General features: G+C 57.5%; 18 protein-coding genes. 6 read left to right on the forward strand and 12 right to left on the reverse strand.

The annotated features are described in order from the left end of the window. Window positions 1-29: 29 nt before the first annotated feature. The gene (punC, locus tag AC1M2H_RS12845; protein ID WP_480151927.1) at window positions 30-1,214 is read right to left on the reverse strand and encodes a purine nucleoside transporter PunC; all 1,185 of its coding nucleotides are present in this window, start codon (window positions 1,212-1,214) and stop codon (window positions 30-32) included. 112 nt (window positions 1,215-1,326) lie between these two features. On the opposite strand from punC, the gene punR reads away from it, so the two are divergent. Then, window positions 1,327-2,238, forward strand: coding sequence for a DNA-binding transcriptional activator PunR (gene punR, locus AC1M2H_RS12850; protein ID WP_480151618.1), 912 nt, complete (start codon window positions 1,327-1,329; stop codon window positions 2,236-2,238). A gap of 17 nt (window positions 2,239-2,255) precedes the next feature. Here punR and purR read toward each other — a convergent pair whose 3' ends face one another. Continuing rightward, window positions 2,256-3,281: an HTH-type transcriptional repressor PurR gene (gene purR, locus AC1M2H_RS12855; protein ID WP_426814540.1), complete on the reverse strand. Its 1,026-nt coding sequence runs from the start codon at window positions 3,279-3,281 to the stop codon at window positions 2,256-2,258. Window positions 3,282-3,575: 294 nt separating this feature from the next. Between purR and cydH the strand changes: the two genes are divergently transcribed. Continuing rightward, on the forward strand, window positions 3,576-3,665 hold the full coding sequence (gene cydH / locus AC1M2H_RS12860; protein WP_041145917.1) for a cytochrome bd-I oxidase subunit CydH: 90 nt from the start codon (window positions 3,576-3,578) through the stop codon (window positions 3,663-3,665). A gap of 162 nt (window positions 3,666-3,827) precedes the next feature. Further along, on the forward strand, window positions 3,828-4,994 hold the full coding sequence (locus AC1M2H_RS12865) for an MFS transporter (protein WP_480151619.1): 1,167 nt from the start codon (window positions 3,828-3,830) through the stop codon (window positions 4,992-4,994). A gap of 39 nt (window positions 4,995-5,033) precedes the next feature. Here AC1M2H_RS12865 and sodB read toward each other — a convergent pair whose 3' ends face one another. Continuing rightward, entirely contained in the window at window positions 5,034-5,615 is a 582-nt protein-coding gene (sodB, locus tag AC1M2H_RS12870; protein ID WP_480151620.1) for a superoxide dismutase [Fe], read from the reverse strand. A 119-nt stretch (window positions 5,616-5,734) separates the two neighbouring features. Further along, on the reverse strand, window positions 5,735-6,619 hold the full coding sequence (locus tag AC1M2H_RS12875; protein ID WP_480151621.1) for a C40 family peptidase: 885 nt from the start codon (window positions 6,617-6,619) through the stop codon (window positions 5,735-5,737). Between the two features lie 337 nt (window positions 6,620-6,956). On the opposite strand from AC1M2H_RS12875, the gene AC1M2H_RS12880 reads away from it, so the two are divergent. After that, the gene (locus tag AC1M2H_RS12880) at window positions 6,957-7,304 is read left to right on the forward strand and encodes a Grx4 family monothiol glutaredoxin (RefSeq protein ID WP_095103052.1); all 348 of its coding nucleotides are present in this window, start codon (window positions 6,957-6,959) and stop codon (window positions 7,302-7,304) included. Window positions 7,305-7,356: 52 nt separating this feature from the next. Here AC1M2H_RS12880 and rnt read toward each other — a convergent pair whose 3' ends face one another. The 7 genes from rnt to AC1M2H_RS12915 all read right to left on the reverse strand — a co-directional run bounded on the left by rnt (window position 7,357) and on the right by AC1M2H_RS12915 (window position 15,118). Next, complete coding sequence (gene rnt, locus AC1M2H_RS12885) at window positions 7,357-8,004, reverse strand: ribonuclease T (protein WP_480151622.1); 648 nt, start codon at window positions 8,002-8,004, stop codon at window positions 7,357-7,359. Between the two features lie 106 nt (window positions 8,005-8,110). Further along, window positions 8,111-8,518, reverse strand: a complete 408-nt coding sequence (gloA, locus tag AC1M2H_RS12890; RefSeq protein ID WP_041147656.1) for a lactoylglutathione lyase — start codon at window positions 8,516-8,518, stop codon at window positions 8,111-8,113. A gap of 199 nt (window positions 8,519-8,717) precedes the next feature. Beyond that, window positions 8,718-9,893, reverse strand: coding sequence for a YncE family protein (locus tag AC1M2H_RS12895; protein ID WP_480151623.1), 1,176 nt, complete (start codon window positions 9,891-9,893; stop codon window positions 8,718-8,720). A 71-nt stretch (window positions 9,894-9,964) separates the two neighbouring features. Then, entirely contained in the window at window positions 9,965-12,181 is a 2,217-nt protein-coding gene (locus AC1M2H_RS12900; protein WP_480151624.1) for a TonB-dependent receptor domain-containing protein, read from the reverse strand. 224 nt (window positions 12,182-12,405) lie between these two features. Continuing rightward, window positions 12,406-13,185 carry an energy transducer TonB gene (locus AC1M2H_RS12905; protein WP_480151625.1) on the reverse strand — a complete coding sequence of 260 codons (780 nt, stop codon included), beginning with the start codon at window positions 13,183-13,185 and terminating at the stop codon, window positions 12,406-12,408. After that, window positions 13,182-14,045, reverse strand: a complete 864-nt coding sequence (locus AC1M2H_RS12910; RefSeq protein WP_480151626.1) for a ChaN family lipoprotein — start codon at window positions 14,043-14,045, stop codon at window positions 13,182-13,184. Before AC1M2H_RS12910 ends, AC1M2H_RS12905 begins: the two co-directional genes overlap by 4 nt. Window positions 14,046-14,287: 242 nt before the next feature. Beyond that, window positions 14,288-15,118, reverse strand: a complete 831-nt coding sequence (locus AC1M2H_RS12915) for an oxidoreductase (protein ID WP_480151627.1) — start codon at window positions 15,116-15,118, stop codon at window positions 14,288-14,290. Window positions 15,119-15,282: 164 nt separating this feature from the next. On the opposite strand from AC1M2H_RS12915, the gene AC1M2H_RS12920 reads away from it, so the two are divergent. Continuing rightward, entirely contained in the window at window positions 15,283-16,215 is a 933-nt protein-coding gene (locus AC1M2H_RS12920) for an AraC family transcriptional regulator (protein ID WP_480151628.1), read from the forward strand. Here AC1M2H_RS12920 and AC1M2H_RS12925 read toward each other — a convergent pair. Then, complete coding sequence (locus AC1M2H_RS12925; RefSeq protein WP_480151629.1) at window positions 16,204-16,854, reverse strand: GntR family transcriptional regulator; 651 nt, start codon at window positions 16,852-16,854, stop codon at window positions 16,204-16,206. The genes AC1M2H_RS12920 and AC1M2H_RS12925 overlap by 12 nt on opposite strands. Before the next feature lie 404 nt (window positions 16,855-17,258). Here AC1M2H_RS12925 and AC1M2H_RS12930 point away from each other — a divergent pair, with 404 nt between their 5' ends. After that, on the forward strand, window positions 17,259-17,942 hold the full coding sequence (locus tag AC1M2H_RS12930; RefSeq protein WP_480151630.1) for an alpha/beta fold hydrolase: 684 nt from the start codon (window positions 17,259-17,261) through the stop codon (window positions 17,940-17,942). The last annotated feature ends 3 nt before the right edge of the window (window positions 17,943-17,945 follow it).

Here is a 17,945-nt window from a genome sequence, read left to right on the forward strand (position 1 = left end):
TACTGGATCTTAACACCACTGAAACCATTTTATGCATGCGCCGACTCGGCGCTCAGCCGGGTGGTGCGCAGCTGCATCACATATCCCAGCCCGGCCAGCACGATGGAGGCCAGCATCACGCTGGTGGTGGTGAGCAGCGGCGTGGCAATCAGCGTGGAGACCAGCAGGCTGGTCAGGAAGCACAGTCCGAGCTGCAGGGTATTCTGCAGCGCGGCGGCGCGTCCCGTCGCCTGAGGGAACGGGCGCAGCGCCTGGGCAACGACAATCGGGTAAATGGCGCCGTTAACGATAGCCATCACGCAGAAGGGGACCATCAGCGCGACGATGGAGGCATTCTGCTGCAGACCAGCCAGCCAGGTGGCGGCAACGCTGAGCGCAAAAACCACCAGCAGCCACGGCAGCAGCTGCTGCCCCTGCCATTTTTGCAGCGCCGCCCGGCAGCCGTATCCGCCGATTAAAAAGGCGATAGTCTGCGGCACGTAGCTCAGGCCGATGGCGGTTGGCCCGTAGCCCATGTCATGTAGAATAAACGGCGATCCGGTCAGCCAGGCGAAAAAGCTGGCGGAGCAGGCGGCATAAATCAGCACGTTGCCGCTATACTCGCGCGAGCGCAGCAGCGCCAGGAAGGTCAGCTTTTTCTGCGTATCGCTCCCGGGCCGGCGCACCGGCTTGAGGCGTAAGGCGGGCAGCATCAGCAGCAGGGCGATGGCGAACAGGGTCGCGAAAATAGCCTGCCAGTCGAAATGGGCGAGCAGCCAGCTGCCGAGCAGCGGCGCCAGAGCCGGCGACAGGCCCACCAGCGGCATGATGGTGGCGAATATGCGGTTGGTACGCTGGGCGGGATAATAGTCGGTGACCATCGCCTGCCAGGTGACCGCCGCCGCGCAGACGCCGATGGCCTGCACAAACCGCAGCGCCAGCATCAGATTCGCGTCCCGTACCCACAGCATGCCAAGGCAGCCGACGGCGAAGATCGCCAGGCCGCTGAGCAGTACCGGCCTGCGCCCGTAGCGATCGGATACCGGACCCCAGAACAGCTGGCCAACGGCGAAACCGGCGAGAAACACGCTGAGGCTGGCGCTGACCGAGGCCGCCGAAGTATTCAGATCCTGCTGGATAGCCGAAAACGCCGGCAGATACATATCGGTTGCGAGGAAGCCCAGCACGCTGAGGCCCGCTAACCAAACTAAAAATCCTTTCCCGGGTTGTTGCATAAAGTTCTCTTTCTTCTGATACAGGTAAGATGTCGCAGAGTGTAGGGAGTGCATTCTGGCTTGTGAAACGCTAATATTTGTTACATGCGTTCAAAAATTTTGCAGGCAGAATATGTGGTCCGAATACTCCCTTGAAGTGGTTGATGCGGTTGCCCGCAACGGCAGCTTTAGCGCTGCGGCTCAGGAGCTGCATCGTGTCCCTTCTGCGGTCAGCTACACCGTGCGTCAGCTCGAAGAGTGGCTGGCGGTTCCGCTCTTCGAACGACGTCATCGCGACGTCGAACTCACCCCGGCCGGGGTGTGGTTTTTACAGGAAGGGCGTTCTGTTATCAAAAAAATGCAGATCACCCGCCGCCAGTGCCAGCAGATCGCCAACGGCTGGCGCGGGCAGCTCTCGATTGCGGTTGACGATATCGTCAAGCCGGCGCGTATGCGGCAGATGATTGTCGATTTTTATCGTCACTTTCCGGACGTCGAGCTGATTGTCTTCCAGGAGGTGTTTAACGGCGTCTGGGACGCGCTGGCCGACGGCCGCGTGGAGCTGGCTATCGGCGCGACCCGCTCGATTCCGGTCGGCGGACGCTACGCCTTTCGCGACATGGGCATGCTGAGCTGGCACTGCGTGGTGGCCAGCCACCATCCGCTGGCAAAAATGAGCGGTCCGCTGAGCGATGATACGTTGCGCAACTGGCCGTCGCTGGTCAGGGAGGATACCTCCCGCTCGCTGCCGAAGCGCACGACGTGGCTGCTGGATAATCAGAAGAGGGTGGTGGTGCCGGACTGGGACGCCTCGACAACCTGCCTGTCGGCCGGGCTGTGCATCGGCATGGTGCCGTCGCACTTCGCCCGCCCGCGGATCGATAGCGGCGAATGGACGGCGCTGGAGCTGGAAAATCCGTTCCCGGACGCCGCCTGCTGTCTGACCTGGCAGCAGAGCGATATCTCGCCGGCACTCTCCTGGCTGCTGGACTATCTTGGCGACAGCGAAACGTTAAATCGGGAGTGGCTGCGGGCGCCGGAATAGGCGGCGCCCCGCCGGGATTAGCGGCGGTAGTCGACGAACGGGCCGTCGATCACCGAGCGGCGCTCGACCAGGCGCGGGTGAACTTCGATAGACTGCGACTCCTCGCGCTTGTTAACGATGCGGTCCATCAGCATATTGAATGCGGCTTCGCCGAGAGAGTCCTTTGGCTGATGAATGGTGGTCAGCGCCGGGCTAAAGTAGCGGGCGTTGCGCACGTTGTCATAGCCAATCAGCGAAATATCCTGCGGCACGCGCAGGCCCATTTCGTCGGCTGCGCAAATCGCCCCCATCGCCATGATATCGCCGCCGCAGAAGATGGCGGTCGGGCGGTGCGGCTGGCTGATGATCTGCTGCATGGCGCGGTAGCCGGACTCAGGCTCGAAGTCGCCCTGAACCACCCAGCTTTCCGGGACGCGAATCTGCGCTTCTTCCATCGCTTTCATAAAACCGGCCAGGCGACCGGCGCCGGTGTTGCGCTCCAGCGGACCCGGGATCACGCCGATTTCACGGTGGCCGCGTTCGACAAGATAGCGGCCGGCCATGTAACCGCCTTCAAAGGCGTTATCGATCACCGAATCGGTAAAGTCGGCCTTGGACTCGCCCCAGTCCATCACCACCATCGGGATGTTGCGGTACTCTTCGAGCATGGAGAGCACCGACTGCGGATATTCGGAGCACATGACCAGCAGACCGTCGACGCGCTTTTGCGCCATCATCGACAGGTAGGCCTGCTGTTTTTCCGGATCGTTCCACGCGTTGCCCAGAATCAGGGTGTAGCCCTTCTGGAAGCAGCTTTTCTCGACGGACTCGATAATCTCGGCAAAATAGGCCGCTTCGCTGCTGGTGGCCAGCAGGCCGATCGATTTGGTGTGATTAACCTTCAGGCTGCGCGCCACCGCACTCGGAGAGTAGTGCAGCTCTTTGATGGCGGCCCATACCGCGTTGCGCGTCTCTTCAGCCACAAAACGGGTTTTGTTAATTACATGTGACACTGTTGTAGTGGAAACGTTTGCGCGCTTCGCTACATCTTTAATTGTTGCCATTACTTCTCTCTCCAGACCTTGACCTGATCGTCTGATTATCGATACGTAACCGTTTGCCTATACACACCCTGAGCGCAATGTTCAACATTGCATCACGTCGGGAAACGACACAGAACGACAGGAAGGGGTCAATGGCCGATACGCTTTCAAATTAGCGTGGGATTTTGTCCGATCTTGCGGCAAAGGGGAAGAGTAAAAACGTGCATCGCCCTAAATCTCAGAAGATTTTTATGCAATACTGTGCAAAAATGAGCAGGCTCACTTTTCTTGTGGGGATAATCAGGGGGAAAATTGATGGATACAGATTTAAAGTTTTCGCTGACCACGACGATTATTGTTCTGGGGCTGATCGTGGCCGCAGCGCTGACCGCCGTACTGCACTAATTCTTGCGGGGGAGAGGCTCCTTTCCCCCATTCCCACGCATTATTATCAAATTCGCAAAAATCTTTTGCCATTTCGTTTACTTTTGTTTTTCTGTGATTGATGTCATGCTTTTGCCTTCTGATGAGATACCGTCGCTGAGGACGGTTTGCTGGAGTCATTGCATGAAAATCAACTTTCCCCTGTTAGCGCTGGCCGTTGGGGCGTTTGGTATCGGTACGACCGAATTTTCCCCGATGGGATTGCTACCGGTGATCGCGAAAGGCGTGGATGTATCCATTCCCGCCGCGGGGATGCTGATTAGCGCCTACGCCATCGGCGTGATGGTCGGAGCGCCGCTGATGACGCTGCTGCTGTCGCATCGCGCGCGCCGCAGCGCGCTAATTTTCCTGATGGCTATTTTTACCCTTGGCAACGTCCTCTCTTCAATGGCGCCGGATTACACCACGCTGCTGCTCTCGCGCATTATCACCAGCCTGAACCACGGCGCCTTCTTCGGCCTCGGCTCGGTGGTGGCCGCGAGCGTGGTGCCTAAGCACAAGCAGGCCAGCGCGGTGGCAACCATGTTTATGGGTCTGACCATCGCCAATATTGGCGGCGTCCCGGCGGCGACCTGGCTGGGTGAAACCATCGGCTGGCGCATGTCCTTCCTCGCCACGGCGGGTCTTGGCCTGGTGGCGATGGCCGGCCTGTGGTTCTCGCTGCCGAAAGGCAGCGCAGGGGAGCGGCCGAATGTGAAGGAAGAGCTGGCGGTATTGATGCGGCCGCAGGTGCTTTCCGCGCTGCTGACCACCGTGCTCGGGGCCGGGGCGATGTTCACTCTCTATACCTATATTTCGCCGGTGCTGCATACCATTACCCACGCTTCGCCGCTGTTCGTCACCGCGATGCTGGTGCTGATTGGCGTCGGCTTCTCTCTGGGCAACTACCTTGGCGGAAAATTTGCCGACCGCTCGGTTTCCGGCACGCTGAAGGGATTTTTACTGCTGCTGATGGTTATCATGCTGGCGATCCCGCTGCTGGCGCAGTCGCAGATTGGCGCGGCCATCAGCATGGTAGTGTGGGGCGCGGCGACGTTCGCCGTGGTGCCGCCGCTGCAGATGCGCGTGATGCGCGTGGCTCATGAAGCGCCGGGGCTCTCTTCTTCGGTGAATATCGGGGCGTTTAACCTCGGCAATGCGCTGGGCGCGGCGGCCGGCGGGGCGGTAATTTCCGGCGGCCTGGGCTACGCATTTGTTCCGGTGATGGGCGCGATCATCGCCGGGGTGGCGCTGATGCTGGTGCTGTTCAGCAGTCGTTCGCGGCCGGAAGAGGCCTTAGCCAGCAGCTAGTTGTTACCGCAGAAGGGGAAACCCTTCTGCGGTACCGTTTTATGCCGCCAGATTAGCCGCGACAAACTTCCAGTTTACCAGCGCCCAGAAGTGCTCCAGATAGTTCGGACGGGCGTTACGGTAGTCAATGTAATAAGCATGTTCCCAGACATCCACGGTCAGCAGCGGCGTAGCGCTGCCGGTGAGCGGCGTACCGGCGTTGCTGGTCGAGACAATCGCCATACTGCCGTCGCCATTTTTGACCAGCCACGTCCAGCCGGCGCCGAAGTTTTTTGCCGCCGCATCGGTGAACTGCGCTTTAAAATCGGCGAAGCTACCGAAGGCTTTGGCGATAGCTGCCGCCAGTTCGCCTTCCGGCTCGCCGCCGGCGTTCGGCGCGAGACAGTTCCAGTAGAAGGTGTGGTTCCAGACCTGGGCGGCGTTGTTAAAGACGCCGCCTTCGGAAGAACGAACGATCTCTTCTAAAGACAGATCTGCAAAAGCGGTGCCCTTGATCAGGTTGTTGAGGTTGGTGACGTAGGCCTGGTGATGCTTACCGTAATGGTATTCCAGAGTTTCAGCGGAAATGTGCGGCGCCAGGGCGTCTTTTGCATATGGTAATGCAGGTAATTCGAACGACATTGCTACTCTCCTTATTATATTAATGCGTGCAATAACCACATCATGCACAGGGAGATAGTAGCAAATTAAAAGATGTGGCAAAAGAGAGAGTTAACCTGCCGCAGGCGCGGCAGGGGGCGCTAGCGGATGGTTTTAGGCGTCATCACGCGGCGGGCGCCAACGTAGTGGCGAACCCAGTAATCTTCGCTTAACGAGGTAATCTGAATATCGCGTCCGGTACGCGGCGACTGGATAAATTTGCCGTTACCAACGTACACGCCGACGTGATCCGCCGTGCCGCGGCCGCGGGTGCGGAAGAAGACCAGATCGCCGCTCTGCAGCTCGCCGCGGTCGACCGGGCGGGCATCGCGCAGGTGGTACATCTCGTTCGCCGTGCGCGGGATATGAATTTTCACCAGGTCTTTATAGGCGTAATAGACCAGCCCGCTGCAGTCAAAGCCGGTGCGCGGCGAGGTGCCGCCCCAGCGATAGGGCTTACCAATTTGGTCCATCAGCTTCGACATCGCGGTGCTTTGCGCTTTTTGCACCCGCACCTTATGCGCATCGGCAAGCGTCAGCGGCACTTCTTCTTCGGCAACCGGCTTGCAGCGCTTTTTGTAGCCTTTACGTACGACGCACTTCTGCTTCACGCTGGCCATCGCCCGCGTCGGCTCGATACTGGCAGTAGCCGAGGTCGCGCACTGCTTTTTATAGCCTTTGCGCAACACGCACTTTTTGGTTCCGCCGGCGGCCTGACGGTTTAAGGCCGTTTGGCTGGAGGCGGTGGTGCGGGTAGGGTGTTTGGCGCGGGAGGAGGTTGATGCTTTCTTGCTGGAGGTTTTGGCGCTGGATTTTGTTTTCTGACCGGAGGCTTTTTTCTTGCGTTCGCTGGAGCCCTTTACCTGATGCGCTTTTGACGCGGCGGAGGCGTGCGTATGCCCTGAAGCATGCGCCAGCGGTGTAAATGAGATAGATGTAAACAGTAATGCGCAGAGCGAAATCGCGATTTTGTTTAGCCGCGCCACCGAGCACTCCCCTGATTAATTACAGACATGTACACATGCCTGACCATGAATGACAAAACCCAACGATTCTAATGCATAAAAACCCTGAAAGTTAATACTCTTTTGTATCTAAAACGTCGTTTGATTAACAATTGCAAAAAAATATGCCAGACATTGACCGCCTTGTACAGAAAGTGCGCGGCAGGACGGCGCGCTGGCTGATGAAGTAATATTTTTAAGGCAACTTCAGTCTACAGAAGATAAAATAGAGTGAGTGAACAAAATGTTATTATCCGACCTGCGTTCAGGACGCTACAATGACAAATTACTGCCGTATAGAAGTTAAGGAAGCATGACAATGAGCACGACTGTAGAAAAAATCGAACGTCAAATCGCTGAAAACCCGATCCTGCTGTACATGAAAGGATCGCCGAAACTGCCAAGCTGCGGCTTTTCCGCTCAGACCGTGCAGGCGCTCTCCGCGTGCGGCGAACGCTTTGCCTACGTTGATATCCTGCAGAATCCGGACATCCGCGCGGAGCTGCCGAAGTATGCAAACTGGCCAACCTTCCCGCAGCTGTGGGTTGACGGCGAGCTGGTTGGCGGTTGCGACATCGTGATTGAAATGTATCAGCGCGGTGAACTCCAGCAGCTGATCAAAGAAACGGCGGCGAAGTACAAGGCCGACGAGCCGAAAGCAGAGTAATTCTGCTGCCAGCAAAAAAGCGACTTCATCGGAAGTCGCTTTTTTTTGTCTCTTATTCCGCCTCTGGCTGCGGTAGCGGCCAGCCGCCAAGACGCTTCCAGCGGTTGACTATCTCGCAGAACAGCCTGGCAGTCTGGTCGGTATCATACAGCGCGGAGTGCGCCTTGCTGCCATCAAACTCCATACCGGCGGCAAGACAGGCTTTCGAGAGCACGGTTTGACCGAGCGCCAGCCCGCTCAGGGCGGCGGTATCAAAGGTGACGAACGGGTGGAACGGATTGCGTTTCAGCCCGGCGCGCTCGGCGGCGGCCATGGTAAAGCTGAGATCGAAAGTGGCGTTGTGCGCCACCATAATGGCGCGATTGCAATCGCTATCCTTCATCCCCTTGCGGACCATTTTGAAAATCGCGTGCAGCGCGTCGTACTCGCTCACCGCGCCGCGTTCAGGGTCATTAGGGTTAATACCGTTAAAGGCCAGCGCTTCGGGCTGCAGGTTCGCACCCTCGAAAGGTTCAACATGAAAATGCAGCGTTTCGTCCGGCATCAACCAGCCCTGCTGATCCATTTTCAAGGTAATGGCGGCGATCTCAAGCAGGGCGTCGGTTTTGGCATTGAACCCGGCGGTTTCTACATCGATAACCACCGGATAAAAACCGCGAAAACGGTCGCACAGACCATTAAGTTGAACGTTCTCGGACATCAGATTCTCTTTACTGGAAAAAAGTAGCGCGCATTATGGCAAATTTTGCCGCGCCTTGCAGCAGTCAGGGGATAAAACAGCGGGCGCCGACGGGCGCCCGCTGCCGTTAGTGGCCGAGGCCTTTTCCGGCGTCTTTCTCTTCGATCAGTTCGATTTTGTAGCCGTCCGGATCTTCAACGAAGGCGATAACCGTGGTGCCGCCTTTAACCGGACCGGCTTCGCGAGTGACGTTACCGCCGTTCTGGCGAATACGCTCGCAGGCTTCTGCCGCATTATCCACGCTCAGGGCGATATGGCCGTAGGCGCTGCCGAGATCGTATTTGTCTACGCCCCAGTTGTAGGTCAGCTCGATAACCGCGGTATCGCTCTCCTCGCCGTAGCCAACGAAGGCCAGCGAGTATTTATATTCGGTGTTTTCGCTGGTACGCAGCAGCTTCATGCCGAGCACGTTGGTGTAAAACTCGATAGAACGCTGCAGATCGCCAACGCGCAGCATGGTGTGAAGTAAGCGCATGTTTGTATACTCCTGTTTTACAACGGCCTGTTGGTCGCCGTATTTGAAAATGGCCAGAATGGCATCAGAAACGGACAAGGCGTTTCCGGCACCGGAGCACTATAGCGTAAAAAGGCGGCCTTTTCAGGCCGCCCATACAATCAGAGGCATCGCGCGCTAAAAATGCATTGCCGCCTGGCCCCGACCGCGCGCCGGTCGGCTATGATTTGCGCAAATCGATGCGCAGGATACGTTCCTTCGCACCCTCCACAAAGACATCCGGGTCCCAGTCGCGGTTGAAGCCTTCCTTTATACCGACGAACAGGGTATCTCCGTCCGCCGATAGCGCCATCTGATTTGGATAGATCGGCGTGCGGAATTCACGGGTCACCGCATAGGTGGTAGCATCGACAACGCTGAGGGTGCCGCTGGTGAAATTGCTGACGTAGAGCTCGTTATATTTCGGATTGTACTTTACCGCGTTGGCTCCGGCGCCGGTGCGCACGTAGCCCAACTGCCTGCCGTCGCGCAGATCGAAAATATAGAGCCCGTCGTGGGGGCCGCTGCGGTCGTCATGGTCGAAGGCCACGACAAAGATCCTGCCGGAGTCGGAGTCCACCGCCAGATTTTGCGCGCTGGGCAGCCGCGGCTGCGTATTCTGCAGGGGAATGGTGCGCAGCACCTGCTGCTTTTTCGCGTCGATCTCGTTGATATAATCCCGGCCGCCAACGTAGATTTTCTGCGTTTTTTCATCGAGCGTCAGCCCATAGGCCGTACCCTTATAAGCCTCTTTGACCTCGCCTTTTAGCGCCAGCGTCGTGCCGTCGAGCATCAGCAGCTTGTGCTGCGGCTGCGTACCCTGCGCCGTCTTCAGCATATTGCTGTAGCTCACGAACAGCGTATTGGCATCCGGGCTGTAGACCATATGACGCAGGTGCTCGAAGCGTGAGTCAGCGGTGTTCGGCGTTTTAAAGCTGAGCCGGTCGCTGGTTTTGGTCAGCTTGCCGGTGGCGGTATCCAGCATGCTTATCCGCAGCGAGGCCGACTGGGTATGACCGATATAGAGCCGGTGCTGCGGCAGATTCATCGCCAGGGAAAACGCCCGGTACGGCATATCGTAGCGATGTTCAATTTTCAATGACGTCGGGTTAAAGGCGTATAAATAGCCTCTGTTCGCCTCGCGGTTCACGCGATCGGTCACCGCCGCGAACACGTACTGATTGGCGTTATCAAAAGCCAGTTCGTAAATCCCTTCATTCGCCTGCTCGAGATAATTGGTTTTCAGAGCGAAGCGCGCGGTTTCGTGCGGCGGTGGGTCAATGGCCAGCGCCGAAGTGGGCAGGAGAGCCGCAATAAGCAGGCATCCCAGTCGTGTTCTTAAGTTGGAGCGATTCATGTTTTCTTCCTGATATGAAAAGTGGGGGCGCGGGACAAAACTCGGGGCATTACCCCGCGCCGGGTTTTAACTCAGAACCGGATCTCCCCGCCGAAGATCCAGGTTCGTCCGCGGGCGGTGGTATTCACCGACGTCCCCGCCCGGGCGTAATCGACGCTCTGATTCATGCGGTTCAGCGCTTCGGCGTAATCGCGGTTGGTGACGTTCTGTACGCTGAGGCGCAGCTGGATGTTGTCGGTCGCCTGCCAGCTGCTGTAGAGGTCGATGATGGTCGGGATATTGGGCATGCTCTCTTTCGGCACGATATTGTCGTCGCTGATGCCCTCGGTGCTCAGGCGCCTGGTTTTGCCGGTGAACTTGACCAGGCTGCCGACCGTTAACCGGCGATCGAAGAGGCGGCCGCCGACGTCGAGCGTGGCGTAGCTATCGGGCAGGTCGCTGAGGTCGCTGTAGGCAAAGCTGTAAACCGTGCTGGCGATCGAGGTGGGCTGATCGGTGTGCTGCTTGCTCCATGAGAGGTTCGCATAGGCGAAGCCGATATCATATCCGGCCTCAATTTCGTAACCGGTGGCGGTTACCGTCGAAGGTACGTTGATGTAGATGTTGGCGTTGAAGCTGTCGGAAGCGTTATCGATATCCTGACAGAGCCTGCCGTCGTAGCACAGGAAAAAGGATTCGCTGGTGATATAGTTTTTAATCCGCGATCGGTACGTCAGGGCTTTTAAATGAAAGCTATCCTGCTCGTGCAGCAGGCCCTGCTTGTTGATATTAAAGCCGGCCTCCCAGGTCTGCGCTTTTTCCGGTTTGAGGAACGGGTTCATCGAGGCGCCGCCCTCGTTAGCGAAAAAGACCTCCTGTACGTTTGGCGCGCGGGAAGAGCGGCTCCAGCTGACGAAGGGCTGCAGCCACGGGGTGACCTGGGCGGAAAACGTTGCCGATGGATTTAGGTTGTTATCATCGAGCTTGAGGTGGCTTTCCCCCTGCGGGAAACACTTCTCGTTATCGCCGCAGGCCGGCTTGTAGCCGGTAACCTGGCTGCGGGTGTAGTTAAGGTTGAGATCCAGCTGATAAATATCTTTGTTCAGCGTCAGGCTGCTGTATAAGGACGATATCTTTTGTTTGCCGGCGGGAGCAAAGGCGTTGTGATCGGTTTCAGTATTCTGCACGAAGCGCCGGGTATAGCGGGTATCCATTAATTTCCCGCCGACCTGGAATACGGTAAACAGATCCTCACTCATTTTAAATCGACTGATGTTGCTAATATCGATAGCGTTGGATTTATTGGTGGTCGAAGAACTGTTGAAGTTATACAGCAATTCCGGTTTGTACGACTGATTTCCACGGCTGGTGCTGGCCAGCAGATTTAATTCCACCAGCTCGTTCAGCGGAGCGTAATTATAGCGCAGGGCGTAATCGTCGCTGGTGATGTCGCGACGGGTAAAGCTGTTGCTGTAATTACGGCCGGAAAACTCAATTTTATTGAACTGGTCCGGATTGAAGTTCAGCTTATAAAGCTGGGAGCGGGGCTCCTGGCGCAAATATTTATTATCTTCGCCGATAAAATCTTCGCTGCTGCGCCCGCCGCCGTTTTTATAGGTCGCATAGGTGCGGCTACCGCTGATGCCGACCAGCGCGCCGAGGGCGCCGCCGTTGTCGAAGGTATCGGTCTTACCGGCCACCGCCACCATCCCGGTGCGCCCAAGGCCATTATCGCCCACCGAGAAACGGGAAAGAACCCCAGTCCGGCGTCCCTCTCGCAGAATGTCGTCAATGCCGATGGTACGTAAATTGGCGCTACCCGCGAGGGCGTTAACGCCCTGAGAGCCGGCGCTGCTGCCGCGCGTCACGTCAACTTCGGCAAGAAAGTTCGGGTCGAGCGGGACGCCGGCGGCGGTGTTGGCGCCGCCGTGGTAGTTGGCAGGCGCCATACCGAAGTAGGTCTGGGTGACGCCATCGACCATCGTATTTACCCGGCCCAGCCCGTTCATGCCGCGAATATTCACGCTGATCGAACCCTGCAGCGGATCGATTTGCGTATAGGTTCCCGCCATACTGCGCAGCGATGCATCCAGGCTCTGCAGGTTTTTATTTAGCGTACGCGAACTGTAGGCCCCGGGGCGGGTATAGCTCTCCTCAGAGGAGCCGACCTGATTTTTTTCAGCCAGCGGGTTATCGGTAATAGTCAGCGGAGAAAAGACCGATTCCCCCTCATTTTCTGCGGCAAAGGTATGGCCGTGGACAATAATAAGTCCGGCCATAATCCCTTTGGCTATTTGCGATTTTTCCATAATCAATTCCTGTTTTTGTATTTTATCAATGCACAAAATGAACAAAATTACCCCGCGCAGCCGAGCGGCTGCGTTACGATAAATTGCTCATAAATAAAAAATAAAAGCTCCGCAACCGCCAGGGGATATTCTCCCCGCCACGGTTGTTATGCCGAAATGAATAAACCAAATGACGCTGTTTAAGTGTGTTAACCGGCCGGCGTTAATTCAGGCCACGCGCAGAGCTATATTTTTAACAGCCCGAACTCCACCGGCAGCGTGACCTTCTGGACGCCGTTTCTGAGCATCTCTTTTGGCGGCGGCGGCAGCGGTCGCGCGCTTTCAAGCGCAGTCAGCGCCGCCCGATCCAGTGACAGGGTGCCGGATGAGGTGACCAGTTTTGTGCTGAGTATTTCGCCGCGCTCATCGACGCTGAAGGCGATGACGGCCGTCCCGGTGCGTTTACGCCGCCTTGCATCATCAGGGTAGTTGCGCATTTTGTTGATTTTGCCCTTTACCAGCGATTCCCAGCTGATTTTATTTTGGCTGATTCTGGCGGCGTCGGTATCCAGCGGTGCCGTATTGCGCTGGGTCTGCGCGGACTGTACCGGCGGGGCGGCCAGGCTGGTGGTGGTCGAGTTTCCCTGCTCTTCTTTACGCTCCTGGGACGATTTCTTCTTTCTTTCCGTTTTCTTTTTGCGCTCTTTTTCAGGCGTAGCCGCCGCCAGCTTAAGCTCGGCGTCCTCATGCTCGCGCAGCTTCGGCAGCTCTTTATTATGGCGCGCCTCGCGTTCGGTCATGGCTTCTACCTTGCGCTGCTGGCTGACGCCCGGCGGCAGTTCGTAGCGAATGAAGGAGACCTCAAACTCAGGCGCATATTCAATCATCACCGCGGCAGGCGTCGACTCGGGCTGCCTGAGGGAGAAATGAAGTACAAACGGCAGCATCAGCGCCGCGTGGAACAGCAGGCTGCCGGCGGCGCCCTTTACCCAAAGCGCGCACGGCGTGTTGATCGCGTTCTTCATTTCGCCGCCGGTACCGACCAGATATAGTCGGCCTGTTTTGCCGTCAGCGTGGTGCCGTCGGTGGTGAGCATCACCACCAGTGGTTTTTCTGCGCCTAAATCGGCCAGATGCAGGGGCACGCCGGTATCTTTGGCGGCGTGATAGCCGCCGGCAATCAGCAGCGCCGGGCGCGGCGCGTGCATGAGCTGTTGGGCCATAAAGCGATCGCGATTCTGCTGAATGGCCATCATCGCGGTGACCTGTTCGCCGCTAATTTTGCCATCGTGCATCAGGTATATGATCGCCGACAGGGCTTCATGTACCTGCGGACGAGAAGAGCGTTCTCCGCTCGGGAAAGTAGGGTGTTGGTAAAGTTCGCTGACCTGCTGGCGGCTGATATTGGCGGCCATCAGCGGCCAGGGCCCCTCCAGGGCGGTCATTACCAGGTCACGATAGAGATCCCACGGCCAGCCGCTGTTCCAGCGCATCGCTTCCGCCGCGCGGGTGGCGCTGACCGACGTTCCGGACGCGCTGGCCTGCTTGACGCGGTTGACCGCATCCTGCTGGCTGATATCGATCATCTCCAGCAGCACGCTGCCCTGGGGGCGGGATTGGTTAAGATTTTTTAGCAGCCACTGCTCAATCTGATGGTGTCGGACATTGGTGTGTTCTTCGCCGACGATGACTATCGGGGCGCTGCGTATCCCGGCGATAAGCTGCGCCGGCGTCAGGGTGCTGCCGGAGGCGGTGTCTACAATACAGGCGCAGGCTTCCACCGACGCTGTGGCGGCTGGTGTCGTTGAGGCAGCGTTTTGGCATGCCGTCAGGGCCAGAGCGCCGCTAACAACCAGAGATTTTAACAAGCATTCCATATTAAACATAAATATCCGTTTTCTGTTTTATTGGTAGCATTTATTTTTAACGCTGAATTTTTTCGCAGAATTATATGTAACAATGATAATGATTATCAAGATCATTCGTATTATCATTTTTGCTGTAATTTTAACCAGGCCGACGGGCCGGCGGCAGGAGCGAGGAGCAAGAGGGGCAGAGAGGGGGGGCTGGGGAGATCGTCAAACGCCGGGCGGGTTTCCGTCCCTCCGTGGACGGGGCCCGGCGTATTTTAGCCATCGGTGGAGCGGCTGATCTCCTCCCAGGCGTCGATTCCGGCGCTCATCTGCTGAAGCTTCTCTTTAACCAGCGTTACCGCGTCGCTTCCCAGCAGCAGTGACACCGGAGGGGCCGGATGGTTAATCAGCGCCAGCATCGCCCGCGCCGCCCGACGCGGATCGCCCGGCTGGTGGCCGCTGCGCTGCATCCGCGTTTCGCGAATGGGGCCGAAGCTACTGTCGTAATCGTCAATACTGCGGGCAGCGCGCACCATTGAGCGCCCGGCCCAGTCGGTGCGAAACGATCCCGGCTGCACCGCCGTCACGGCGATATTAAAGGGCTTAAGCTCTTTGCTTAACGTTTCTGAAATCCCCTGTAACGCGAATTTACTGCCGCAGTAGTAGCTGATGCCGGGCATGGTGATAAATCCCCCCATCGAAGTGATATTCAGAATGTGGCCGGCGCGGCGCGCGCGGAACCAGGGTAAGAAAGCTTTAATTACCGCGACCGCGCCAAATACGTTAACGTTGAATTGCGCCAGGAGCTCCTCGATCGGCGACTCTTCCATGATGCCTTCATGGCCGTAGCCGGCGTTATTGACCAGCACGTCAACCGCGCCAATTTCCCGCTCTACGGCCTCAACGAGCGACGGGATGGCGGCGAAATCGGTAACGTCCAGCACTCTGCCAAAGCACTGGCCCGGCGACAGGGCCTCGAACTGCTGCCGGTCGCTCTCGTTGCGTAGCGTTCCGACCACCCGATGCCCCGCGCTAAGCGCCTCTTCGGCCAGCGCCCGGCCAAATCCGCTGCTGACGCCGGTGATGAAAAATAGTTTTGCTGACATATGGACTCTCCATGGTGAAATTGAGCAGACAGCATAGGGTTTAACGGCGATCGGGCGTAGCCCCGATCCTCTTCGTTCTTTGCCTGTTCCTATGAGTTATCTGGACGCGAGGTCGCGAGAGTGGCACACTTCAGGCACGTTCAGGCTTCTTTAGCGCAGGCTTTATGACAATGACCGCCGACCGGCAAATGGTGATGCTGCTGGATCGTCTGACCCCGCGGGAGGGCTACAACCTTACCGCTTTGCCCGACGTTCGCTTTTTGCGATCGAACCGTCCGCTGCTGCGAACGCCGGTTTTATACGAACCGGGGATCGTTATTGTCGTGCAGGGAAGAAAGAAGGGATTTCTTGGCAATGATGTCTATTTGTATGATGCCCGGCATTATCTGATGGTCTCCGTGCCGGTGCCGTTCACCATGGAAACCGACGCCAGCGCCGCCGAGCCGATGCTGGCTATTTACATTCGCCTCGACTTCACCTTAGCGGCAGATCTACTGCTGGAACTTGACGGCCGCGGTGCGCCCGTCGTCGCCGCGCCGCGCAGCATGATGTCGAGCCTGATGGATGAGCAGGTTGGCGGATCGGTTTTACGTTTTCTGCAGATTATGTCTTCGCCGCTGGACGCGGAAATGCTCGGACCGTCGATGCTGCGGGAGATCTATTACCGGGTGCTGACCGGCGAGCAGGGGCCGGCGCTGCGCAGCGCCCTGCTGATGCAGGGCCAGTTTGGCAAGGTGGCGAAAGCATTACGCAAAATTCATGGGCACTACGCCGAGAACCTTGACGTCACCGCCCTGGCGAAAGAGGTCGGAATGAGCGTTCCGACCTTTCACAGCCACTTCAAGGCGGTCACCAACACCTCGCCGATGCAGTACCTGAAATCAACGCGCCTGCATCAGGCCCGGCTGCTGATGCTGCGCAACAACCTGACCGCCTCCGCCGCCGGCGTGCGGGTCGGCTACGAGAGCATTTCTCAGTTCAGCCGCGAGTTTAAGCGCCTTTTTGGCCTGACGCCGGTGCGCGAAGTCGAGCGCATGAAGCACAATTTTTCTCTGCCCGCCCCGATGACGCCCTCCGCGTTTATCTCATCGCATTGAGCCGTCCGCCGGGGCCGGCGCATCGTCATCCTGGAGGATATGCTGGCGCAGCAGCGTCGCCAGGGTAGAGGGATCGCCTCGCTCTATCGCCTCGACCATCGCGAAATGTTCCTGCGAGGACTGGACGATCCTCGCATGGGAGTTCCATTGCCCCAGCGCCGCGGAGGGAACCCGGCTGCGGAGTTCGAAAATCAGTTCAATCATGTCCTTGTTCGAACAGGGAGCAAGCAGCGCGCGGTGAAAGGCGAGGTTGGATTCATACTGCTGCAGGATGGTGCCGAACTGAGTGTAGTGGTCAAACAACTCGGCGCCCTGGCGCAGGGCGGCCAGCTGCGCGGGCTGGATGTGCTCGACGATATCGCTGGCCGATGCGCTCTCCAGCACCGCGCGGATGCGTGAAATATTGCGCCGCTGCTGCACGTCGGGCGAATAGACATGGTACCCGCGATTGGGAACATGCTGCACCAGCCGCTCGATGACCAGCTGATCGAGGGCGCGGCGAACATCGCTGCGCGTACACTCATAGCGCTCCGCCAGCTCGACCTGTTTCAGCCAGGCGCCCGGCTGGAAAACCCCGGTATTAATATCCATCGCCAGCAGGTTGGCAACGTGCACCAGAGTGGTTTTACCTTGCATCATATCCTCAGCTCCTTGTTCTGGTTCCCGCGATTTTTGCAGCCTGATAATGAACGGTTCCCGGCTTTGGCACCAGTTTAAACCGTTGGTCTATTGGCTTTTGCTCTGACCCAAAGCTGAATTGTGACATGAACCAGATCTTTTGTTAATAAATTGTTTATTAAATTGGCGCCAATTTTGGTTTTGTGTTTGAATCAATTTTGAACAGCCGATCAACGAGAAAACAATTTATGCAACTATCAGTAATTAAAAATGATTCTGAGCATGCCGCCGGGCGTAGCTAGGCGCTTTACTATCGCGGCAGCACGACTATTTTTTCCAGCCGACACGATCCCCGCTTCCAGTATTGCCTGTACGTTCCGCCCGGATTCGATGGCGACAAAACCGATTATCGCCTGGTCGTGGCGATGCACGGAACCGGCCGTTCGATGGTGCAATACCGGGATGCCTTTACCGAGTTTGCCCGCTACAACCGCTGCGTAGTTCTGGCTCCGCTGTTTCCCGTCGGGCCGTTAGGGGACGGCAATTCTCACGGTTTTAAATACATCATTGAGCAGGATATTCGCTATGACCTGGCGCTGCTGGCGATGATTGATGAAGTAAGCGAGCTGCTGGATTGCGACTTTGGCAAATTTCTGCTGTTCGGCTACTCGGGAGGCGGTCATTTCGCCCACCGCTTCCTCTACATTCACCCGGAAAAGCTGCTGGGGGTCTCCATTGGCGCCCCGGGGTCGGTCACGCTGCTGGACGACAGCAAAGCCTGGTGGCCGGGAGTGCAGAACTTTGAGCAAATCTTTGGCAGGCCGCTGGATTACCACGCCTTAAAGGAGGTCGCGGTGCAGCTGGTGGTTGGCAAGGTCGATCTGGAAACCTGGGAAATCACCCACCAGCCCGGCGGCCGGTACTATCAGCCGGGATGTAATGATGCCGGCGTGACCCGCATCGAACGAAATACCGCGCTGCTCAACAGCCTGCGCGAGCACGGCGTGAAAGCCGAACAAGAGATAGTGCCAAACGTCGGCCACGACGGCATGAAAGTGCTGGATCAGGTGAAAGACTTCTTCCTGCGCGTACTGCAGGCAAATCGCTGAGGA

The organism is Klebsiella sp. F11, from assembly GCF_056712265.1.